This window comes from Pumilibacter intestinalis, assembly GCF_943193005.1.
Lineage (GTDB): Bacteria > Bacillota > Clostridia > Christensenellales > Pumilibacteraceae > Pumilibacter > Pumilibacter intestinalis.
Genome location: NZ_CALPCH010000005.1, coordinates 74,164 through 97,693, shown reverse-complemented (window position 1 = coordinate 97,693; position 23,530 = coordinate 74,164). Strand labels below are relative to the sequence as shown.

The window sequence follows — 23,530 nt, the reverse complement described above, 5'->3', positions numbered from 1 at the left end:
AGCCTTATGCAACACAACTATAAATACGAAACGTACGAACGGACAGGCGTAGAGCCGCCGCGCAGTTATTATGTGCCGTTTGGAGAGACGCAGGAGTTTGCGTTTACGCACGGCATTTTGGATAGAACGAAAAGCGACAGATTTATATCTTTGGACGGAGAGTGGGAATTCAAGGCGCACGAGGATATTGCGGACGTAGAAGTCGGGGAAGAACTGCCCGATAAAATTCCCGTGCCGAGTTGCGTGCAAATGCACGGGTACGACCAAATTCAGTACATAAACGTACGCTATCCGTTTCCCGTAGACCCGCCGTATATCCGCGTGACAAACCCTGCGTTTCATTATCGCCGCACGTTTGAAATTAAGGATATTTCGCAGAAATATTATCTGAACTTCGAGGGCGTGGATAGCTTTTTCTATGTGTATGTAAACGGTAAACAGATAGGATACAGTCAAATATCCCACGCGACGAGCGAGTGGGATATTAGCGGCTATATAAAAGCGGGTCAAAATACGCTGGACGTTATCGTCTTAAAATGGAGCGCGGGGAGCTATTTGGAATGTCAGGATAAGTTTCGTTTTTCGGGTATTTTTCGTAGCGTGTATCTGCTTGTTCGTCCGCAAGAGCATATCCGCGATTTTAAGATAGAAACAAAGTTACAGGGCAAAGTCGGCGTGCTTACCGTGCGTAACGACGGGGATATTCCGTTTACCGTATTGTTTGAAGATGAAAATAAAACCGTTGCCCCGCAAAAATCGGTGGAATTTACGGTAAAGCAAGTAGAAAAATGGACGGCGGAAAATCCGAAGTTATATGATATCGTTTTATCCGCGAACGGCGAAAAGATTTTACAACGCATGGGCTTCCGCACGAGCATAATTGAGAACGGCGTATATAAGATTAACTGTGAGAAGATTAAATTAAAAGGCGTGAACCGCCATGAGTTTTCGCCTACGGGCGGCGCGACTGTGACGGTAGAAGAAACAATCCGCGACCTTGAACTGATGAAAGCGGCGAACGTCAACGCGATTCGCACGTGCCACTATCCCGATTGCCCCGAGTTTTACGATTTGTGCGACGCGATGGGGTTTTACGTAATGGACGAAGCCGATGTGGAAACGCACGGCATGATAGAACGGCGCGTTGGTTACGGGCGGGAAAATTGGCAGGAATTTGCCGACAGCGGCATAGCGGATAAAGGCGTGACGGATAGGGAAATCACGCTGTACGAGCGCGATAAAAACCGCACGTGCGTAGTTATTTGGTCGCTCGGCAACGAATCGAGCTACGGCAAAATGTTTCATGCGGGCGCGGATTATATTCATGCGCACGATAATCGCCCTATTCATTACGAAAGCGCATGGGAGTTGGCGGATAAGTCGGACTATTATACCAAGCGCATAGATATGGCAAGTCGTATGTATCCGCCGCTCGAATTTTTCAACGAGTTTTTACAAGATAAAAAGGAAACGCGCCCGCTCGTGCTGTGCGAGTTTTCGCACGCAATGGGCAACAGCAACGGCGACTTAAACGACTACTGGAAGATAATTGACTCTAACGACCGCTTTATGGGCGGTTTTGTATGGGAGTGGCGCGACCATGCGATTAAGGCCGAAAAAGGCTACTTATACGGCGGCGACTTCGGGGAGAGCGAACACGACGGTAACTTTTGCGTGGACGGCTTACTCAACCCCGATTGTACGCCCAAAAGCGGTTACTACGAAATGCAGGCGGTATACGGAGGTAAACGGGAAAAGAAATTTGCGCCGCCGAAGTGCGAGCCGATAGAAAAACTTGCGGCGGATAAGCCGCTTGAATACAAGCTCGGCAAAAACGGAGAACTGTTGCAAGTCGGCGATGTAAAATTTTCGGAGCCGCTGAAAATAAATATTTTCCGTGCATATACGGATAACGACCGAAATATCCGTAGCGAATGGCAACGGTACGAGAACGCCGCGCAAATAGCCTATGATATTGCAGAGAACGGAAATACGGTGAAAGTAACGGGCAAAATGCTGAAAGCTTGTTTCGCGCCGATTATGGATTTTGTTCTTACGTATACGTTTTATAACAGTGCGGTAGACGCGGAACTTGACTACAAAGTTGCCGACTACGTTTCGTATTTGCCTCGAATAGGGATTACGTTCGCACTGCCCAAAAGCGCGGCGAACAAATTCACCTATAAAGGGTACGGTCCGCACGAGAGTTATATAGATAAGCATTTGGCAAGTGCATACGGTGAATATACTACGAACGCGGAAAAAGAATACTTCCGATATGTGAAACCGCAAGAAAGCGGAAGTCACTTTGCGAGCACGGAAGTTGTATTCGATAACGGCATAAAAATAACCGCCGCAAAACCGTTTTCGTTTTCGGTGTTGCCGTATTCGGCGACTTCGCTTGCGTGTGCCGCGCACGATTTCGAACTACAAGAAGACGGCAACGTATACGTGAGTTTGGATATAGCCATGAGCGGCGTGGGCACTAACTCCTGCGGACCCGAACTGAAAAACGAGTATCGCGCTCCCAAAGAGGGAAAGAATACATTTCGGATTACAATAAAGTAAAAAACAGAGAGAATATGTAACCAATTATGAAACATGGAGCGGAACAAAAGATACGGGGATTGGTTCTGTATGAAATATTGCAGGAGCAGACGGACGAGAAGAACGGACTGACCGCGCGGGAGATTATAGAGGAGCTTGGTATACGCGGAATATCTGTTGTGCGTAAAACCGTGTATGAAGATATAGCGGTGCTGAACGAGTACGGCTATGAAGTGCTGAGTGAGAAAGAGGGTAAGAGCAACCGCTATTACGTGGTAGACCGTAAGTTCGACCGCACCGAAGTGCAAATACTACTGCAAGCCGTTCGGTCGGCAAGATTTTTGACGGAAAGCAAAACAAAGAAGCTCACGGAGAAACTACTGAAACTATTGGGAAAGACCGAGGCGGAGCAACTGCAAAGCATAACGGCGGCAACGGCAGATAAGTCGAACAACGAGCGAATTTATTACAGCATAGACGCAATCACCACCGCCATAGCCGAGCGTAAACAGCTTTCGTTCTTGTATTTCGATACAGCTCCCAACGGCGAACGAATATACCGCAAAGAAAGGAAGCGATACATAGTAAACCCGCTCGGCATCACGTATAACAAAGAGAATTTGTATTTGGTGTGCTATTCGGAGAAATACGGCAATGCGGTAAACTACCGTGTGGACAGAATGGACGAAGCGAGAGCGGAAGAAACGGAGATACAAGAATTGCCGCAGTATAAAGACTTTAATATGACGGCGTATATGCACGAGCGGTTCGAGATGTACGGCGGCGAAAGCGAAACGGTGGAACTTACCTTTGGGCAAGAATTGGCGGAACTTGCAATAGAACGGTTCGGTGCGGAAAACGTGCATATAACGAATAATATGGCAGTTGTCCGCGCGAAAGTGCAAATAAGCAAGCCGTTTTTCGCTTGGCTTACCACGTTCGAGGGGAGAGCGAAAATACAGTCGCCGCCCAAAGTTAAAGAACGCTACAAAGAGTTTTTGGAAAACACATTAAGAGAGCTAATCGGTAACGTATAAGAAACACAACGAATTGAATTGTGTTTCTTTTTATGTTATACTGACTGCACTGAATATCTTACTGCGCCCGCCCCGGGCAATAAGATATTGGCGACAAGCGTATAGGCGTACTGCGTTCTCGGAAATCCCGACCGAAACAAAGCAGTTGTCTAAATCTACGGGCGTATTGTCGTTAAGGGAGAACGGAGGTATAGAAAGATGGCAAAGAGAACGGAGTTGAAATGCCCGCTTTGCGGCGCGTTGCAGATTCGAGTGAGAGTGTGTAAGGAGGTAGAGATTGTGTGCCATAAGTGTAGTGCATCGTTGCTAATATCCAAAGAGGAAGACGGCGCGTGCGTGGTAAGCGCAAGACCGTCGGAACAAAGTACGGCAGCACAGCAGTAGAAAAATAAGAGAAAAAAGAATAAGGAAAAAGACGTATCCGAAGTTGCGGACAGAGGCAGTAACCAACCGTAAGACCGAACTGCGCGCGCGGATATAAGTTGTAAGAAACAGAAGCTATCCGTAAAAGGAAGTTATCCACGCCTTGCAAGGATTAAACCCCGATAGGGTAATTCTTGCGAGGCTTTTTTATTGCCCCGTTTGCCCGATTTGCGGTTTAGTCCGACCGCGGTCGGGCGTTTTTCATATTACGGCAAATCCGCCCGATTGTGTTTTCAAAAACCAAAAACATAAATCGGAGGATTTTATATATGCAAAAATTCAAAATCAAAGTAATGAGAAAAAGCGGGGATGAGCGGACTGTTACGGTGTACTTGGACGATACTACCGCCGAACTGCTCAAACAAACAGACGATTCGGAACTGTTAGATACTTACTTGCGCGAGGAATATAAGGACAGCCGAAAGGCGCGGCAAGAAGCGTTTTGGAATCGCTCGTTGGATGAAGATTTGGAAAACGGCGTGGACTATGAGGACAAGCATACTTACGGCGATTATTCATTCGACAATATGAACGATGAGCGCTTGCAAGCGGCAATCGAACAGCTAACGCCGCGACAGCAAGAGATACTACGGCTTTTATACATAGAGGGCAGAACACAAAAGGAAATTGCAAAGATTTTACATAGAGCGGAATCGTCAATTTGCGAGAATTTACAGACGATTTACAAACAGCTCAAAGCAATTTTAGAAAAAAACTAAAAAATTTTTCGGCAAACCCGAATTATTGCCCGTTTCAACCGCTTTACAGTGAAGGGGTTTGTTTCAAACACCAAAAAGTATAGAGGTAAGAAAACAAATGGCAGACAGTAAAGTGAAGCAATTCATTCAAAATCTCGGTGCGACGAAACTGACGGAGAATGAAATTGCTATTGTTAAAGCGCATCACGAATACCACAAAGATAGGCAAATACAAATCATCGGCGCATTGCCGCAAAGAGCTGTATTCGTTAAAGTTATTGACCACATCGGGTATTGCGATTCGGTAATAGACGTTTTTTGTTACGAAAACGATTGTTCCGAAGCTTGCTTTATCCGAAACGCAAGCGAACGGCGAGAAATCAATTTTATCAAGAAATGGCTAAAAAATAATTTGTCTGATGGCGAATTGCAAAAGTTGACGGCGGAGGGAAAGATATGATGCAAGAATCGCAAAAAGGTTACTCGCTCAAAAAGCGCAAGTTGAAAGATTGGATATACGATAACGGCAAAACACAGCCGTATGTGGCGCGTAAACTCGGTATAACAAAAACCGAATTGCAACGTAAGCTCAACGAACACGAGCTGTTTGACGAAGAACAGATACGAAGCCTTGTGTATCTTGTGGGAGCGGAAGCGGCGATAGAAATCATATATTTTCCCACGATAAAAGAGAAATACAAGGTGTGGCAAAAGACCTTTGCGCAAAAGAGGTGAAGATACAATGAGCGATATGAAAAGACTGACAAATCGTAACGCACAAGTGGCGGCTATGCTTGCGGACGGCGAACAACTCAAAAACTTTTATAGGTTTATCGCACAAAACCCGCACATCAACTTGCACGACGCTTGCCAGATAGTCATAGAACGCCCGAACGCTACGGTTTGTTTTTCATTCAACGAATGGGCGGCTATGGATAGACGTGTAACAAAGGGAAGAAAAGGTATAGCCTATTACGACAATGACGGATATAAGCAATTCGTTTTCGATGCAAACGATACGCACGGCGACAACCGCTATTCGCGCCCCATACTTCCTATGAAGCGTTTGCTCGGCGGCTTGGACGAACTGAACGGTACGGACTTAACGCAAGACGAGCGGAGCGATTATAGTAAAATACATAAAGGCGTACAGCTTTACTTGCAGGAGCAGGACGCGCTTACGGGCAACAACGAAAGGGATAAGTTGCTTATAGAGGGTATTGCGTATTCGCTATATGCGAAAACGGGATTTCCGAAAAGCGCGGGAATCGCTATGAGCGGCTTGCCGTATTCTTATATTCAAAACGCCGAGTTTGTAAAGGACGTTTATATTCGTGCGGACAGTTTGACGCAGGATATAGAGGAAGCGTATTCGGATGCGCAGAACAAAACGGAAGAAATCAATATCGTAAACGATATTGATGAAGAAGCGGTATCGGACGAGCCTACTGTGCCCGTAGAACATACGGAAGTAATAAAGCCTATCGAACAGACAGAGCAAATTTCCGAAACGCCGAACCGCCCGTTATTGCCGATGTACGAGCAGTATATGAAAGCGCAGAACACAATGCCGAACGCGGTGGTTTTAATTCGCTTGGGCGATTTTTACGAGGTATTCGGCGAGGGTGCAAAAGCCGTAGCCAAAGAACTCGACTTAACGCTTACGGGGCGGGAAGTAGGCTTGCCCGAAAGAGTGCCTATGTGCGGTATGCCGTTTTACGCTGTGGATAGGTATTTGGACAAAATACTTGAATTCAGCGGCGTATTGGTTGTAGAACCGAACGGAGAAGCGAAATATTATCTTTCCCACGCGGAAACGCGCGAGCAATTCGGAACAAAAACAAAAGAGCCGAAGCCCGTATTGACGGAAAATGTGAACGATGAGCCTACATTGTTTGATGACGAACAGTCGGAAACGGAAGATTGGCGTAGCGAGCTTATTGCCGAGCTTGAAGAAACGGACGACGAGCAGTCCGAAGATGACGCCGAGTTTAACGAAAGCGAGGAATCGGACGAAATCGACGAGGATTTTGACGAGAATGAAGTCGAAGAACAAGATGAGTTTGACGAATCGGACGAGCCGACCGAAAGCATGGGCGAACAGCCGAAAGACAAGGTCAAGTCCACGCCGAGGAAAGAAGAAAAGGGTATCAAAGACCGCAAGCGCAAGCCTAAGCCGCAACTGTCTATGTTCGATTTGCTCAACTCGCAGGAACAAACGGCGGAAGAAGCTCTTATCGAACGCCAATTAAAATACGGAAGCGGTGTAGAATACGGCAAATTCCGCATTTGGGACAAATACCAAGAAAACCCGTCGGCAAAGACGTTTGCGAATTTTTTGAAAAAGGAATACGGTTGGGGCGGACACGGTTGTTGGGGCGGCGATGATGAAATGCACGACGCCAAAGGCATTAAAATGTCCGTTCGCGGCGAAAAAGGAGAATACCTTGTTCAAGTTTCGCTCAAATGGCCCGAGGTCGCTATCCGTATAGCCGACCTTATAGACGACGACAACTACTTATCCGAACAAGAAAAGAAACAGTACGTTGCATATAAAGAAGAACAAAACCGCTTACGCGAACAGCGATTGGAGCAGGAACGCCGGAGAAACAATTTTATCGAAAAGATATTGACGGACGAGCCGCGAGAACGAAAAGAACGGATAGCGGAAGCATATCATAATGCCGCAAGTTCGGAAGAATTCATAAATTTTATTAAGGGCGAATACGGAACATATACCACCAAAGAGCTTGACGGACAAAGCATTGTTTTCAACGATTACGGTGTGTTCGTGTCGGAAAGCGGCGATATGGGCGATATATCGAGCAGATATTCGGTAAGTTGGGTAGATGTGGAAAAGAGGTTTGTATCGCTCATCGAATCAAACAGTTATATCGAGCCGTTTCCGCAAACCGAGCAACCGTATTCGGACGCGAAAGAAGATGAAGATTTGGACGCGCTTATCGATGCAAGGTTTTCTCAACCCGTAGTGCATGAATTATCAAACGAAGATCGCGTCACAGCGTTGGTCGATTATATGATAGAAACGGGCACGAGTGAAGCGGAAGAAGGATATAAAACATTTTACATTGATGAATTGCCTGAAACGGAAGAATTTATACGAGAGTATATCGCAGATATTCAAGACGAAATTTATTCGAGCGAAAAAGCAATAGAAATTGATATCGATCTTGAAAAATGCAAAACTATCGGAATCAATTTTTACCTTGATTTTTGCACAAATCTTTCGGATGAAATCATCGAAGAATTTTACGGTGATAATACCGACTTAAACGGCGTGTTAGACCAAAGCGAGCTTGGCGGGGCAAAGACGAGATTTCATAACAACGTAGAAGCAATAAAGCTCGCAAATATGCTGTATGCCGAAAACCGCAACGCTACGGACGCCGAGAAAAAGGTATTGTCACGGTTTGTCGGTTGGGGCGGACTGAGCCAAGCGTTCGACGCGAACAACGAAAGTTGGAAAAAAGAATATGTCGAGCTGAAAGACTTGCTTTCTGCGGAAGATTACGAGCAAGCGCGTTCAAGTACGCTCAACGCCTATTATACGCCGAAAGACGTAATATGCGGTATTTATGCCGCGCTTGACCGTTTCGGCGTGAAAGGCAATAACCGAATCCTTGAACCGTCTATGGGAACGGGCAATTTCTTTGGTTTTATGCCGCAGGAGATAGCGGACGGCAGCAGACTGTACGGCGTGGAATTGGATAATCTTACGGGCAGAATCGCCGCTAAATTGTACCCGCAAGCGAATGTGCAAATTAAAGGCTTCGAGGATACGAGCTTTCCCGATGATAAGTTCGACGTCGTTGTGGGCAACGTGCCGTTCGGCGGTTACGGCGTAGCCGACAGCGCGTATAACCGTTATAATTTCCGTGTCCACGATTACTTTCTCGCCAAGTCCATAGATAAGGTAAAACCGAACGGTATCGTAGCTATCGTTACGAGCAAAGGCACAATGGATAAGCTCAACCCTTTGGCACGAAAATACGTTGCCGAGCGCGCCGAGCTGTTGGGAGCGATACGACTTCCGAACACGGCGTTCAAGCAAACGGCGGGAACGGAAGCCGTTGCGGACATCTTGTTCTTTCGTAAACGCACGGAGCGCATTAACACCGACACGGAAAACATAGAGTGGCTGGGCACGGGCAAGACCGAAGAAGGATACGAGATAAATAATTACTTTATCAACCACCCGGAAATGATACTCGGCACGCTTGCGGAAGAAACGGGACTGTACGGTGGCAAAGACGTAACGGTAAAACCGGACGGACGCGATCTGTCGCTTGCGCTATCGGAAGCAATAAAAAATTTGCCGCAAGGCTTTTATTTGCCCGCCGAAAATCAACCGATTGCAGACGAAAAAGAGGTTGACTACGATATAAAACCTATGTGCTATAAAGCGGAGAGCGGCAGACTGTATATGCGCGTGGGCGACGAAATGGTAGAACAACGCATACCCGCTTTCCCGAAAGACGCATACCAAAGAATTTGCTCAATGATAGCTTTGCGCGAAGAATTACATCACATTTTGGATATCCAAATAAAAGGCTGTTCGGACGAAACCTTGGCGGAAGAACAGGAGCGGCTAAACGGTATGTATGACTCGTTTGTAAGTAAATACGATAAACTGAACAGTCAAACGAACGTAAAACTTTTTAGCGGCGACGGCGACGCGGCATTACTGTTTGCTTGCGAAGACATAGATAAGGAAACAAAGAAAGTAAGCAAAGCGGAAGTTTTCTATAAACGCACAATAAGACCGTATATCGTACCCACGAATACGGACGACCCGTTCGAAGCGTTGCAAATAAGCAAGAACGAGCGCGGCAGAGTGGACATAGCGTATATCGAGGAGCTGACAAACAAGGACTACGATACCGTGCTATACGAGCTTGGCGACAGCGTGTTCCGCAACCCTGTAAAAGTAGCGCCGAACGACAAATATTCGGGTTTTGAAATAGCCGAAGAATACTTGTCGGGCAATGTTGCGAAAAAGCTCAACGATGCCAAATACCATGCCGAACAAAATGCCGAATATAAGCGCAACGTAACGGCGCTCACGCAAGTGCAACCTACGCCGCTCACGGCAAGCGAGATTTCCGTGCGGCTCGGAGCCACTTGGGTGGATAAAGAATATTTCAAAGAGTTTTATTGCGAGCTTATCGGATTATATTGGTGGGAGCGGAGCGACGTACAGCTCTTTTATAACCCGTTCGACAGCAGTTGGCGGTTAGACCAAAAAGACCAAGTGCGCCACAAAACGCAAATGAAGCAAAAGGAAGTGTTCGGAACGCACCGTGCGCCCGCGTATAGGCTGTTTATAGACGCAATGAATATGCGGGCGACTACGATTTACGACACGATAGTGGACGCGGACGGAAACGAGCGCAGGGTACTCAATCAACCCGAAACGATAGCGGCGCGAGAAAAGCAAAACCAAATAAAAGAGCTGTTTGCGAATTGGATATATTCCAAACCAGAACGGCGCGAAGAATTGGAAACAACGTATAATCGGCTGTTTAATCAAATACGTCTGCCGAACTATGACGGAAGCTATCTTAAATTCCCCGAAATGAATCCCGCGATAGAACTCAATCCGCACCAAAATAACGCCGTACACCGCATTATAACAAGTCCCGGCAGTACGCTTTTGCACCATGTTGTAGGAAGCGGCAAGACGTATACTATGGTTGCGTCCATAATGAAAATGCGACAGCTCGGTATCTGCAAAAAAGCCATGGTAGCCGTGCCGAATCATTTGGTGCAGCAATGGGCGGGCGAGTGGCGCAAGCTGTATCCGAACGCCAAAATCCTCGTGGCGACCAAAGAGGATTTGGAAAAGGATAACCGACAGAGATTTGTAAGTAAAGTCGCGTTCGGCGATTGGGACGGAATTATCATCGCGCAGTCGAGCTTTGCCAAGATTCCCGTATCGCAGGAACGGCAGATAGGGAATTTAGTTAAAGAAATAACGCGGATAGAAGAAACGATTCGAGCCGCGTGGGAAGAAAACGGTATGCCGCGCGGCGCGGTCAAGAACTTGGAACGAATCAAAAAGAGTCGCAAAGTTGCGCTCAAAAAACTGATGGACGGCAACAAGAAAGACGACGTGCTTACGTTCGAGAATTTGGGTGTGGACTATCTGTATATAGACGAAGCGCACTACTATAAGAATTTGTTCTTGTTTACGAAGATGAACAACGTGGCTGGCGTATCGAACGCGGCAAGCCAAAGGGCGAGCGATATAAAGCTCAAATGTGAATACTTGCAAGAACTTCACGGTAGCGACAGAGGCGTGGTGTTCGGCACGGGAACGCCTATCAGCAATTCGATGTCGGAAATGTATACGATGCAAAATTACTTGCAACCGCAAGCATTGGCGGCAAGCGGCATCACGTTTTTCGACGGTTGGGCGGCAGACTTCGGCGAAACGATAACGAGCATGGAGCTTGCGCCGAGCGGAGAAGGATACAGGGCGCGAACGCGATTCAGTAAGTTTACGAACTTACCCGAATTACTTGCAATGTATCGAAGTTTTGCGGACGTGCAAACGGCGGAGATGGTAAAGCTCAACGTACCCGAAGCCGAGCGGCACGTTATAAACCTTAAACCGAGCGATACGGTATTGGAACTTGCGCGGCAAATTACGGAACGAGCGGAAAAAATACATAACCGAGAAGTAAGTCCGTATGAAGACAATATGCTTAAAATAACGTCGGACGGAAAGAAGCTTGCGTTAGATCCGCGCTGTTTCGTACCCGAATCTGCGGACGAAGCGGGCAGTAAGCTCAACGTGGCTTCCGAGTATATTCACGAAATATGGGAGCGCACGTCGGACATTAAGGGAACGCAGATTGTCTTTTGCGATTTGTCCACGCCGAAGAAGCGGTTTGAGGACTACGAGTACGGCACGGACTTCGATGCATACAACGACTTGAAATACAAGCTCGTGCAGCGCGGTATTCCGCCGGAGGAAATCGCATACATTCACGAAGCGAATACCGATGAGCAAAAGCAAACTCTTTTCGATAAAGTCAACAGCGGAGCTATACGGGTACTTATCGGCAGTACGGAAAAGTGCGGCGCGGGAACCAACGTGCAAAAGCGACTTGTGGCTTTGCACCATTTGGATACGCCGTACCGTCCGTCGGATATGGAACAGCGCGAGGGCAGAATCATCCGACAAGGCAACGAGAACAAAAAGGTAGATATTTATACCTACGTTACAGAGCGCACGTTCGACAGTTACAGCTATCAGATACTCGAAAACAAGCAAAAGTTCATATCGCAAATCAATAAGGGCGATTTAACGGTGCGCGAAGCGGAGGATATAGACGAAACCACTTTGAGCTACGCCGAGATAAAGGCGATAACGGCGGCTAACCCGAAGATAAAGCGCAAAATGGAGGTGGACGCGGAAATCAGCAGACTGCGCGTATTGGAAGGGCAGTATAAAAAGAATATTTGCAATTTGCAAAACAAAATTCTCAAAGACTTTCCCGAAGATATTCGCAAGCAGGAGTTGCTTTTAGAGCGTGTAACGCTTGACTTAAAGCATTTGCAGGAAAACAAACCGCAAGACCCCGAAGCGTTTGCGTTAAGCGTGAACGGCACGGTTTATACGGACAAAAAAGAGGGCGGCAAAGCGCTTACGGAAGCGCTGTATAAAAGTAAACCCGAAACGGTTGTCGCGGAATATTGCGGGTTCAAAATCAGTATGCAACCCATATCTTTATTGGCAAACGAACGGGAAATAACGCTTGCGGCGAACGGGCAATATACGTTGGGCATTGGCGAAAGCGCAAGCGGAAATCTCACGCGCTTAGAGAACTTTATAGAGGACTTCCCGAAGCGTAAAGAGCGGCTTGAAAACAATCTTAAACAGTTAAAGAACGATTTGCAGACGGCAAAAGAGCAAGTGAAAAAACCTTTTGAACATAAGGAGCGTTTACAAGAACTTATGAAAGAAGAAACGGAACTGAACGTAGAACTTAATTTGGATAAACCCGAAGAAGAAATAGCGGGCGATGAAAACGATTTTGGCGATGATAATTTTATGGCGTTGCCCGCACAAAGAAAATTTAAGGAGGAAGATACTATCATAGATAAGGAAGATAAGACCGCTTTAATGCAGGTGGATTTATTGCCCGATTACACCGTAGACGCAAACGATATGCACGAATACGGCTATACATGGGATGGAATGTTGCCCATAAGAAAGAGAGCGGCACAGCGAATCTTTAATAACGGCATACAAGTATATAAACTCGGCAAGGACGATACCGAAACGGAAATAGAGCGATTGGACGATTTTGAGGACGGAGCGCTTTACGGCGTGGAAAAGCCGTTATGGAAAAATTATACGGAATCGGAAAACGGCAGAGCATATTTGGCGGCACGATTGGAGGTTGCAAAGGCGGCGAGTAAAACGGCTTCGAAAGATATGGACTATGTTGACGAGCGTTTCACGATAGACTTTATAGAGAGCAATTTTACCGAAAAAGCGGCGTTGAATAAATATGCGGCGGATAAATCGGAGCCTACAGCGGAAGCTATGCAACCGTATGTGTCGCAACTTTTGGACGAATATGCCGCACGTATTTGGAGCGATGCGCTCGGTTATTACGGATGGGACGAAATATCCGTAAAGCGTTCGATAGCGGAGAATATAGAAAATGCGGAGTTGAAAGAAGCGGCATATGAACTTACGAGATTCAAATTCGATCCCGAGAAAGAACTGATGACCGCACTCGGTAAGTTTAGCGAAGAAGAAATAAAAGATATGAATTTGCCTGCGTTCGACGACGAACTGACCGTTGTCGCAAAAGAACGGGCGCATTTGCTAAGCGAAGGCAGCAGTATAAAAAAGTATGCGGAAGGCTTATTGCTTTTCGAAAATAATGCAAAAGATACTTGGTATGTTCTGAACGATACGTTCGTACTCAATAAAGACGGCGAAAAGCTCGACGTCGGGGACAAAACGAACGTAATGACGGTGCTTGCTTATAACGGACTGCACAACGGGAATCCCTTGCGGAAATTCGATGCGGAAGAAGATGCGCATAGGTATTTTGAGGAAAAGGTAAAAGAAATCCGTGCGGTAAGATTATCTGCGGCAAGGCATGATTCGCTTATTGTAAACAACGGAACGACGCAAGAAAGAATTCTTGCCATTATAGAAGATTATTGCGACGGAACGGAACGTATGCACGGCGGAACGCAAGACAGTATCGATACGGATTTGTTGGCGGAAAATGCGGGATGCTCGGAAGACGACGTGAAAGCGTTTGCGGTAAAGTATGGCGCAAGCATAGACGCGGGTACGCTACGGCTTAACGATGCACTGCAATTCGAGCGGCAAGTCATAGCGGCGCGTCCCAACTTCTTGGACTTTGTAGGGGAGCTTCGTAAAGCCTATTTTATCTCGCAAAGAAAGCCGGACTATGTAAACGAAGTTATCCGATCGGTTGAAAGCGAGTACGATGCGTTTAAGGCAGATATGTTGCAACAACCGGCGGAAGAAATCTTTTACAATAACTATAAGATACATCTGTATAACGAATTTTCGGAAGTCATACAGTACGGCGAGGGGTATCTATCGGAGAAAGAATTCAGAGCGCTGTATGAAGATAAAGGGCATATTTTGGGTAGCCTTTACGACGATTACGTTGGAGCGGAAAATTACAGCGTGGAAACATACAGCGATACGGCGCAATTCATAAAAGACTACTGCGAAGATTTTCATAATGAAACCTACTATCCCACAACGTATTACGGCAAAGACACCGAGAACAGAGCGTATTTTTATATGACGCAAGACTTATCCGTTGCAAACATTTGGCGTTTGGAAGAGATGACCGATGCCGAAATGATTACGGTTGCCGCGCCCGGTTGCTATATAAGCCAAGACAAGCTGGATAAAAAGCATATTTTCTTCTTGAATATAGGGCGGGATATTTCGGAAGAACAGCTTGAAGGAAAAGAAGCTATGCGCAATATGATGGACGCTATGGATAACTATAAGCGGATATATCCGTTGTATCTCAATACGGGCGCGTATGCCCGCGAGCATAATGAAATCATCGCGCACCGCAATTCGCGGAAATCGAATATAGAGTGCAAACTTGCAATCGAGGACGCTATTCGTAACAACTACGACGGTATGCACTTAAACGAGGGTATTGAGGATAAGATTATCGAGCGCTTCGGTATGGAGCGCGTGGCGTTCGTATTGGCAACAACCGTCAACGAGCATGATTGGGACGGAAGATACAGCAAGGAGAATAAAGAATGGGCGAAGACTATTCCTATGTCGGAAGACGAAAACGTGCGGCGCGAGTGTTACCTTAACACGCACCCTGCCGTATTGGACGCCTTTATAAATCGTATCCGCGGAAAAATAAAAGAAAATTCGGAGGAAAACAAAGAAATGGCACAGGACAAATTCAAAAACTTTACCGCACGGGGCGATAAGGTATTAAGCATTATCAAAGACCGCGACAATAGGAATATCGCTATAATTCAAAGAGAGAAAATGGGCGATTTCGTAGTCGCGGCAAGATACGATACGATGGACGGAAAGTGGGGAGCGGCAAAATACGATTTTCCCACACTGGAAGCCGCCGAGCAATACAGAACGGAAAAATACGGTTTCGAAAACGTAGAAGATTCCGGAAAAAAGACGGTAAAGTTCAAAATAAGTCCCGAAGCGCTTATTAAAAAGTATCAATTCAATTCGCGTTTCATGATGCCCAAGGACAGCGGGTATGCGGGTTGCGCTTACAGTATATTCAACGATCATATTTACGAGAGTACGTTTACTGCGGACGCGGAAAGCGATACGCGTGAAAGAGCGTTGGAGATTCGCTTGCCCGAAGATTATAAAATCGATTTGTACGATGGCGGCGAAAAGGTCATGGACTTCCGCGCGTGGGAGTTGGCTAAAATGTTGGACGGAACTACGGCGGATAAGTACGAGCGCGAAGCGAGAATAAACATATACTTGCCGCGCGATGCCGTTATAAAAGATTACGAAACCTCGTTGCTTATCGCTATGCCCGCAAATTCGGAGTATGAAGGGTATGTGTATTATCTTCCGCAATCGGTGGTAAACGAAGATAAAAAAAGCGAGAACGGCGATTTGATTGCAAACGTAGGCGAAAATTTCAGAATCATTTTGCGGAAAGGCGAGGAGAAAAAAGAGCTTACGGCAAAACAGCTTTTTGACGATATAAACGGCAAAAACAATTATAAGCGCGAGCTTACCGCTATGGACGGGCATGAACAACAGGACGACGATGAGAAAAAGTGGGCAACGGTTCAAATGAGCGAGAACGCCGTTATCGCCAACTACGAAAACAGTACGCTGTTCAAAATGCCGAAAGGCGAGTATGCGGGATTCGTGTATTACATACCGAGCGGAATGGTGAGAAAGGAAAAAGACGGACTGTATTTGCGTATTCCCGAAGATTTTACCGCGCACTTAAAAGACGGCGAAGATAATAAAGATTTGTCGGCGCAGGAGTTTGTTGCGGCGATAGACGGCAAGACGGATGCGGATTACAAGAGCGTTTACCGTGCGCCGAGCGAGGAAGCAAAAGCGCAGTTTGCAAAGGTGGAACAGCAGTTGCGGCAAAACGTACCCGAAGAAATGCGGAATAAGCCGAATTGGGCGGTTTTGCGTACCCGCCGCAATAATGCAACGGGTAAATTGGACAAGTTCCTTATAAACGCACACACAGGCGATTATGCCGAGAGCGACAATCCCAAAACTTGGGCGGACTTCGATACGGCTTGCGCGTATGCGAGAGAGAACGGCGGCGTATGCCTTGCCTACGCATTGGACGGAAAAGACAATATCGCTTGTATCGACCTTGACGGGTGTATGCAGGAGAACGGCGATTTTTCGGAGATTGCGCAAAAGACGTTTATAGCGGCAAGCGGCAGTTATGCGGAAAAATCGATAAGCGGAAAGGGTTTGCATATCTTCGGTAAAACGAAAGGCGCGGACTTGCGCTCGTTCAGCAAAGACAAGACTATGGAGTATTATCAAGGCGGACAATTTATCGCAATGACGGGCGATTATTACGGCAGTTCCGAGCTTAAAAGCTTCGATACGCCTATGATGCAGAATGTTCTCGAAAGCAAGCTCGAAAAGCGTACCGAGTGGAAGCATACGGGCGAGGGCATAGAGGGACTTTCTTCTATGGACGACAGAGAAATGCTCGAAAAGGCGTTTGCGGCAAAGAACGGCGATACCGTAAAAAGACTGTATAACGGCGAGGACTTGCGCGGCAATCACAGCAATTCGGATATGAGCCTTATGAACTACCTTGCGTTTTGGAGCAATCACGACATAGACCAAATGCTTCGCGTATTTGCTACGAGCGGACTATACCGCGCCGAAAAGCCGCAGAGCTATTACGAGCATACGGCGATAAAGGCAATAAAGGAAACACCCGTTTATAACCCGCCCAAGGCAAGCAACAACAAGCCGAGCGGCAACGAAAGCAGTAGCGGCAAGGGCGGTAAGTAAGAGAAAGAAAAGCGGCTGTCCGTATGGGCGGACAGCCGTGAAAGCTGAGATTATTTGAGTAAATCTTCTATGGAGCAATCTAAAACCTTTGCGAGAGCATAAAGTGTTTCGGCTTGGGCATTGCTTATATTTATATCGCCCTGTTCGTAACATTGAATGGAGCGAAGTTTTACGCCGCTTAAATCCGATAGCTGTTTTTGAGATAAATTGCGCAAGAGGCGAATTCGTTTTAATGATGATTCTGCGGGGAATAAACTTTTGATATATTCTGCGGTTTTTAGCTCATTGGCTTCGTGGTAGGGGTGATATAACGAAATAAGTTTATCAAACGGTATTACATATAAAATTTCGGAAAACGGCTTGTCGAGATACCATTGCGTATAGGCGAGAACCCAACCTGCCCAATATTCGGGAGATCTGTCGAGCGGTATTTGTGTAAAAGCAACATTTTTGTCTAAAAGTTCCGATAAAAGTTCCGTAGCGGATTTTCCGCAAAGATATTTCGGGTTGCCTTTTTCGATTCCGCTTGCAATAGCGGATTTGGAAAAGCGCAAAGCAATATCATTGGGATCGAGTTCCATTGCATTTACGGCAATATCAAACATGGCGGACAAATTGCGCATTACGCCGCTTAAATAGATTTCATTGTAAGCGTGGATCATTAGCTTTTATACCCCCGCGGATAATATCAATCATAAGCAGACTGTCGGTGGGCAATATGCCGCCTTGTCGGTTTGTAAGATAGGCAGAGCGGGCAAGCTCATCGCGTTTTTTGCGTAAAGGATAATGGATTTGTTGAGGCGCTTCTTCGTAACCTAAAAATTCAATACGGGAAAAGGCGAGTTGGGATTTTAACACGATTTGATTCCCGAGATTTCCGAGTTTCATGACTTGGGTTAGCCGCTTTACGGTTATCGTATTGCTCAAAAAATCACGTGCATATGAAAAATAAGAATCATCGGCGCGATACCCTTTGATGATATCGTAGTTTTCAGTGTCAACAGAGAAATTGTCTAAAATATAGTACATCGCCGCCGTTTCTATATCGGATGAAAGCGTAACTTTACGGTTTTTCAAAAGTACGGAAATCCAATGGATAATGGAATAATCTTTTCCGTTTAGATTGAGAATTTTCAGTCCCGTTGTATTGAGCGCGTATTTATTTGCGTAACCGCCGGAAATCTGGTCACACGCCCATTCTTGGGCAAGGTTTAGATGTTCGGTGCAATAGAAACCGAGTCCGTAATCGTTATCCGGATTACCTTTTCCGAAAGTCGGCTTATCGACTATATTATGCGAGCCGTGATAAATAATCAATTCTTTTTTCATGACACATGTTCCTTATGGGGATATTATACCATTGTAATGGTATAAAGTCAAGAATAAATAACAATTAGAAGAATAGATTTATTGAAAATTTTGCAGGAGGTCAAAAAAATTGAAAAAGAAGAACAACATCATACCCGAAATCGTAATACCGAAAGGCTACGAGATAGACGAAATCTTGGATATGTCGGACGACTTCGGGGACGAGAAACCTAACTTGACGGAGGAGGTGAAAATACGTTTTGAGCGATAAAGACAAAAAATGCGTCTATGATAAACTCACGCCGCAGAGAAAACGGCTTGTCGATACGATTATGACAAACCTTGAAAATAACCATAGCCTTTGGCGGCAAGGTTGGAAAGTTACGGGCGCGCCCGTATCTGCAATCACGGGGAAACGGTATAACGGCGTAAACAGACTGTTCTTGTCGGCGGCAACAATGGAGCGCGGCTACTCGGATAACCGTTGGCTTACATACAACCAAATGAAAGAAAAGGGTTGGGATTTTAAGCGCGATGAAGAAGGCAACAGTATGGGCAAAAAAGCGGGCGTATCTATCGAATACTTTTCGCTTTATGATAAGCAAACCAAACAGGCTTTTGACAGAAATACGCTCGATGGACTGACGGAAGCCGAGCGGGACGATTATATGGACGAAAATGTAATCGCGCTTCGTAAATACTATTGCGTGTTCAACGGCGACGTTATAGCGGGTATTCCCGAACGTGAAAAACATGTTGTAGACGAGAGCGGAAAGAACAGCCGCGCGGAAGAACTTTTGCAGTATTGGAGCGACAACGAAGCAAAGATTATCTATGGTGGAAGCGAAGCGTTTTACCGTAAAGCTACCGATGAAATTCATCTGCCGGAACGCGATGCGTTTGTGGACTTGCCCGAATTTTACGCAACGGCTATGCACGAAGTCGGGCACAGCACAGGACACGTAACAAGACTTAACCGCGAATTGAACGGCGATAAAGGAACGCCCGAATATGCCGAAGAAGAATTACGCGCCGAGATAGCGTCTATGTTCATCGAGCAGGACTTGGGTATAGAAACAAGCGAAAAGCACATTGAGAACAACAGCGCGTATATTCAGTGGTGGCACGATAAAATCAAAGAAGACCCCAATATTTTGTTCAAGGCGATAGCCGATGCGGAAAAGATTTGTAAGTTCATAATAGAAAAAGATAAACAGGCAAAGGCAGAAAAAATGGCGCGACTTAGCGCCGTAGAGGAGGAACGGTCGGAAGTGTTTTTGCCGCCGAGCGAGGTCGCGGCGGAAGTCACGGACGAAGCGGCGGCAATTACGGCGGTAGCCGCAGTTGAAACAGCGGGCAGGGGAATAGATAGCCTTACGCGAATGGACGATAGGGACGTTGTTGACAAAGCGAGTAAGACGAAACGCGGAGATCAATTCCTTGCGTTATGGAACGGCAAATCGGTATATGGAACGGAAGAAAATAACGAACGGGCGCTTATGGCAAGATTGGCTGTGCATACGAGCGATACGCAACAGCTCTTGCGAATATTCCGCGCGTCATATCAGTTCCGCGAGGATAAGCCGAACGCCTATTACGAACAAATGGCAAAAGACGAAACGGCGTTTATTGCAAGTGTGCGGACGCCGAAAATATCCGATGTAGCCGCAAAAGCTACGGGCAGTCGATTTGCAAACACAAAATCATAAAAAAACGGAGGTAACTATGAAAAACATCAATATCAAGAGAGAGCATTACGATATGCTCAAAGAACTTACGGACAAACAAGCGGGTGAGTTCGTAAAAGGCGTATGCGCCTACGCTTTCGAGGGCAAGCCTTTTTTGACCAAAGACCGATATTTGAAAGGTCTGTTTATGTACGCAAAACGCGCGTTGGACGTATCGGAGATGAACAGCGTAAACGGCAAGAAGGGCGCGGATAAACTTGCGGAGAACAAGCGTAGAAATAAGACGGTCGGCGTTTTAGTCGGGAGCGTTATCATGCCTCGTGCGATAAAAAAGGAAAACGCGGACGGTGAATAAAATTCTTTGCGGCGACGCGGCGGAAGCGCTGAAAACGCTTCCGCCCGAAAGCGTCGATATGTGCGTAACATCTCCGCCGTATTACGGCTTACGGGACTACGGCGAAATCGGACAAATCGGGATCGAGCAAACACCTGACGAATACATAGCGCGGCTTGTTAAAGTCTTTGACGAGGTTTACCGCGTTCTGAAAAAGGACGGAACGCTATGGCTGAATATCGGAGATAGCTACGCGGGAAGCGGTAAGGGTCCGATGACGCTTGCAAAAGGCGGCAAAAACGAGAGCGTGTTTGATATGCAAAACCGCGTCTATGAAGTGCCGAAAAAGTGGAGCGGAATAAAGCCGAAAGATTTAATCGGCATACCGTGGATGCTTGCTTTTGCTTTAAGGGAACGGGGTTGGTATTTGCGCTCGGACATCATTTGGCACAAGAAAAACTGTCTGCCCGAAAGCGCGAAAGACCGCCCTACAAAGTGCCACGAGTATATATTCTTGCTGTCAAAATCGAGCAAATATTACTTCGATTACAAGGCGATACAAGAGCCGTTGAAAGAGGTAAGCAAGGCGCGTTACAAGCGCGGGCGTTCGGATCATTCCAAATATACGGGACAGGAATTACAGCAAAATATAAACCGACAGCACAAAGATTTTTCGGAATTTGACCAAGAGTTCCGCCGTAAGCGCGACGTATGGGAGGTAAGCACGAACACCTACAAAATGGACGAGCATTTTGCGATGTTTCCCGAACGGCTTATAGAGCCGTGTATCCTTGCGGGGAGCGCGGTAGGCGGCGTTGTGTTAGACCCGTTCTTCGGGAGCGGCACAACGGGCGCAGTTGCCAAGCGGCTTAACAGAGAGTATATCGGGATAGACCTAAACGCGCGGTATTGCGAAAAAGCAAAAGCGCGGATAGATAAAGTCTTAACCGAAACAGCGTAGGGAAACCTAATTTAACCGCAGGGAAAGGGCGGGGAAAGTGGTATCTTTTCAAAGAAAAAGGTAAGCAGGATAAGGAAGGTGGTATTATTTCCCACCTTCGAGGGGCAACAAGCGGGAAACCCGCTTTTGCGGCTACGCCGTATGGGAGATAATTATTTGACGGAGAAAAAAGAAAAAATCGGGATACAAAAACATATCCGCATAACCGACAGCGATATAACCGAGCAAATAAACCGCGTAATGAAACTACCCGAATACAAGAGTTTTAGTAAGGTAGTAAACGACGCGCTTTTCTACGGCTTGCCTATTCTTTGCGAAAAGCTGTTCGGGGAAACGAAATTACAGGAAGAACAAACGCCGCCTTCGGTGCGCGGGCAAGTGGGCGGCTTGGACGAAAAAAGTTTTGCGGTTATCGTAAAGCTACTCAAAGAAACGGTGTTGAACGTAACAATAAACAAATCAATTCTATCGTCGGTGTTCCACGATTTGAAAGGCATAAATAAAGCCTTGAACGTGGACGGGGAACAGTACGAGCAAGGCCTTTTAAGCGACACGCCGGACTATCTCTACGAGTACGAAATGAGCGGAATAAAAAAGATAAGAAGATAATTTGACTGTTGCCAAAGATTTTACGGAGAAAAGGAGGGATTCGATATAAGCAATCAACCCGTAATATTCAACGTGCAGTACACGCCGTATAAATTGCCGAAAGGCGCAAGCGCGGACGAAATCGCGGAACACGCAGGTAAGCGGGCGTTTTACGATATGACGGGCGCGGACAATATTTACAAGTATATCACGACGGAGGGCAAGCGCACGGGAAAGCGTACCGCGCTCGAATACTTGCAAAAGAATACGGGTGTTTTTAATGGAAGCGGTATGCTTTCCGAACAAACAGTAAAAGAAATGAAAGCGCAGCTCAAAGAAAACAAAGGGCATATCTTTCACGGCTTTATATCGCTGAACGAGGAGCAGTCGTACAAGATAGACACACCCGAAAAATGCATCGAACTTATAAGGCGCACGTTCCCGCAGTTTTTGGCGGACGCGAAATTCCATAAGGACAACGTGGACTTGATGTGCGCGTTGCACTTGGATAGACCGCACCATTTACATATCCACTTTGTGTTTTGGGAGAAAGAGCCGAAATATAAAAGCAAGGACGGGACGCCGCGATATAGGCGGCACGGCAAGATAGATAAGAAAAGCATAGATAATATGTTTGTGCGGCTCGGCTTATATTTGTCGGACAGCAAAGACAAGGTTTACAAAAGCCGCGACAAGGCACTCGCCGAGCTGAAAGAGCTGTTGGGCGTTCGCGCGGTAATGGCAAGCGACGAGCAAATCAAAAAAGAAATCATATCGCTTGCCAAAGACTTGCCGAAAAGCGGGCGCATAACCTACGGCAGTAAAGATATGGAGAGCTTCCGTCCGAGAATAGACAGAATAGTACAGCTTTTAATAGGCTCGGACGTAAAGGCTATGAAAGCGAACAGGCGGTTTTACGAAGCGGTGGCGGAACGGGAACGCGAAGTCAAAAACATCTGCGGGGAACGTACCGTTCCATCGAGTAAAGGCAAATCCGAAACCGTAGAGCGCGATCTGCCGAAGTACGGGAACAAAATCGATGAGAGCAATATTCACGTTATCGAGGAACTGAAAGCGGACTATAAACGGCGGCAGGGGAATTTGGTGCTGAACTTATGCAAGTTTATCAAACCCGAATTTTTTGAGTATAAGCGTAGGCATAAGCCTAACGATACGAAGCTCAAGCGTTCGCTCGGAATGTCAAGGAACAAGATAAACCGCGCTTGCCGAAAATTCTTCCGTTCGTTCGGGAACGAGAGCGAATTGTTGGAAAGAGATTTTACCCGCCGCTTGCAGGAAATCGAAGAAGAAATCGAGCGGGAGCGGAAGAAAAATCAAAGCTCGTCGGGCGGCAACGGGAGCGGAGAAACAAAGTAAAAAAATTTGG

General features: G+C 46.5%; 15 protein-coding genes. 13 read left to right on the top strand and 2 right to left on the bottom strand.

Features of this window, described 5'->3' with window-relative positions:
* Window positions 1-6: 6 nt before the first annotated feature.
* From NFR55_RS03785 to NFR55_RS03755, 7 genes are all read left to right on the top strand, one after another.
* Window positions 7-2,568, top strand: a complete 2,562-nt coding sequence (locus NFR55_RS03785) for a glycoside hydrolase family 2 TIM barrel-domain containing protein (protein WP_251546379.1) — start codon at window positions 7-9, stop codon at window positions 2,566-2,568.
* 26 nt (window positions 2,569-2,594) lie between these two features.
* A complete protein-coding gene (locus NFR55_RS03780) occupies window positions 2,595-3,584 on the top strand; it encodes a helix-turn-helix transcriptional regulator (protein ID WP_251546377.1) in 990 nt (329 codons plus the stop codon).
* 198 nt (window positions 3,585-3,782) lie between these two features.
* Window positions 3,783-3,968 (top strand): hypothetical protein, encoded by a 186-nt coding sequence (locus tag NFR55_RS03775; protein WP_251546375.1) that lies wholly within the window; start codon window positions 3,783-3,785, stop codon window positions 3,966-3,968.
* Between the two features lie 308 nt (window positions 3,969-4,276).
* Complete coding sequence (locus NFR55_RS03770) at window positions 4,277-4,726, top strand: sigma-70 family RNA polymerase sigma factor (RefSeq protein WP_251546373.1); 450 nt, start codon at window positions 4,277-4,279, stop codon at window positions 4,724-4,726.
* A gap of 97 nt (window positions 4,727-4,823) precedes the next feature.
* Window positions 4,824-5,165 carry a hypothetical protein gene (locus NFR55_RS03765; RefSeq protein WP_251546371.1) on the top strand — a complete coding sequence of 114 codons (342 nt, stop codon included), beginning with the start codon at window positions 4,824-4,826 and terminating at the stop codon, window positions 5,163-5,165.
* Window positions 5,162-5,440: a hypothetical protein gene (locus NFR55_RS03760; protein ID WP_251546369.1), complete on the top strand. Its 279-nt coding sequence runs from the start codon at window positions 5,162-5,164 to the stop codon at window positions 5,438-5,440. Before NFR55_RS03765 ends, NFR55_RS03760 begins: the two co-directional genes overlap by 4 nt.
* A 16-nt stretch (window positions 5,441-5,456) precedes the next feature.
* Window positions 5,457-17,264, top strand: coding sequence for a phage NrS-1 polymerase family protein (locus NFR55_RS03755; RefSeq protein ID WP_251546367.1), 11,808 nt, complete (start codon window positions 5,457-5,459; stop codon window positions 17,262-17,264).
* Window positions 17,265-17,314: 50 nt separating this feature from the next.
* On the opposite strand, the gene NFR55_RS03750 is transcribed toward NFR55_RS03755, so the two are convergent.
* On the bottom strand, window positions 17,315-17,869 hold the full coding sequence (locus NFR55_RS03750) for a helix-turn-helix domain-containing protein (protein ID WP_251546366.1): 555 nt from the start codon (window positions 17,867-17,869) through the stop codon (window positions 17,315-17,317).
* Between the two features lie 37 nt (window positions 17,870-17,906).
* Window positions 17,907-18,593, bottom strand: a complete 687-nt coding sequence (locus NFR55_RS03745; RefSeq protein ID WP_251546364.1) for a DUF3990 domain-containing protein — start codon at window positions 18,591-18,593, stop codon at window positions 17,907-17,909.
* Window positions 18,594-18,702: 109 nt separating this feature from the next.
* Between NFR55_RS03745 and NFR55_RS03740 the strand changes: the two genes are divergently transcribed.
* From NFR55_RS03740 to mobL, 6 genes are all read left to right on the top strand, one after another.
* Window positions 18,703-18,843, top strand: a complete 141-nt coding sequence (locus tag NFR55_RS03740) for a hypothetical protein (protein ID WP_251546362.1) — start codon at window positions 18,703-18,705, stop codon at window positions 18,841-18,843.
* On the top strand, window positions 18,833-20,281 hold the full coding sequence (locus tag NFR55_RS03735) for an ArdC family protein (protein ID WP_251546360.1): 1,449 nt from the start codon (window positions 18,833-18,835) through the stop codon (window positions 20,279-20,281). Before NFR55_RS03740 ends, NFR55_RS03735 begins: the two co-directional genes overlap by 11 nt.
* 16 nt (window positions 20,282-20,297) lie before the next feature.
* Window positions 20,298-20,615, top strand: coding sequence for a DUF6291 domain-containing protein (locus NFR55_RS03730; RefSeq protein ID WP_251546358.1), 318 nt, complete (start codon window positions 20,298-20,300; stop codon window positions 20,613-20,615).
* Complete coding sequence (locus tag NFR55_RS03725) at window positions 20,608-21,555, top strand: DNA-methyltransferase (protein ID WP_251546355.1); 948 nt, start codon at window positions 20,608-20,610, stop codon at window positions 21,553-21,555. The genes NFR55_RS03730 and NFR55_RS03725 overlap by 8 nt, the downstream gene beginning before the upstream one ends.
* 156 nt (window positions 21,556-21,711) lie before the next feature.
* Complete coding sequence (locus NFR55_RS03720) at window positions 21,712-22,164, top strand: hypothetical protein (RefSeq protein ID WP_251546353.1); 453 nt, start codon at window positions 21,712-21,714, stop codon at window positions 22,162-22,164.
* Between the two features lie 93 nt (window positions 22,165-22,257).
* On the top strand, window positions 22,258-23,520 hold the full coding sequence (gene mobL, locus NFR55_RS03715) for a relaxase MobL (protein WP_251546351.1): 1,263 nt from the start codon (window positions 22,258-22,260) through the stop codon (window positions 23,518-23,520).
* Window positions 23,521-23,530 lie beyond the last annotated feature (10 nt).

Bases quoted from the DNA above. Each gene is read 5' to 3' on its own strand.
- NFR55_RS03785 (WP_251546379.1), top strand. From the start codon at position 7: ATGCAACACAACTATAAATACGAAACGTACGAACGGACAGGCGTAGAG.
- NFR55_RS03780 (WP_251546377.1), top strand. From the start codon at position 2,595: ATGAAACATGGAGCGGAACAAAAGATACGGGGATTGGTTCTGTATGAA.
- NFR55_RS03775 (WP_251546375.1), top strand. From the start codon at position 3,783: ATGGCAAAGAGAACGGAGTTGAAATGCCCGCTTTGCGGCGCGTTGCAG.
- NFR55_RS03770 (WP_251546373.1), top strand. From the start codon at position 4,277: ATGCAAAAATTCAAAATCAAAGTAATGAGAAAAAGCGGGGATGAGCGG.
- NFR55_RS03765 (WP_251546371.1), top strand. From the start codon at position 4,824: ATGGCAGACAGTAAAGTGAAGCAATTCATTCAAAATCTCGGTGCGACG.
- NFR55_RS03760 (WP_251546369.1), top strand. From the start codon at position 5,162: ATGATGCAAGAATCGCAAAAAGGTTACTCGCTCAAAAAGCGCAAGTTG.
- NFR55_RS03755 (WP_251546367.1), top strand. From the start codon at position 5,457: ATGAAAAGACTGACAAATCGTAACGCACAAGTGGCGGCTATGCTTGCG.
- NFR55_RS03750 (WP_251546366.1), bottom strand. From the start codon at position 17,869: ATGTTTGATATTGCCGTAAATGCAATGGAACTCGATCCCAATGATATT.
- NFR55_RS03745 (WP_251546364.1), bottom strand. From the start codon at position 18,593: ATGAAAAAAGAATTGATTATTTATCACGGCTCGCATAATATAGTCGAT.
- NFR55_RS03730 (WP_251546358.1), top strand. From the start codon at position 20,298: ATGAAAAACATCAATATCAAGAGAGAGCATTACGATATGCTCAAAGAA.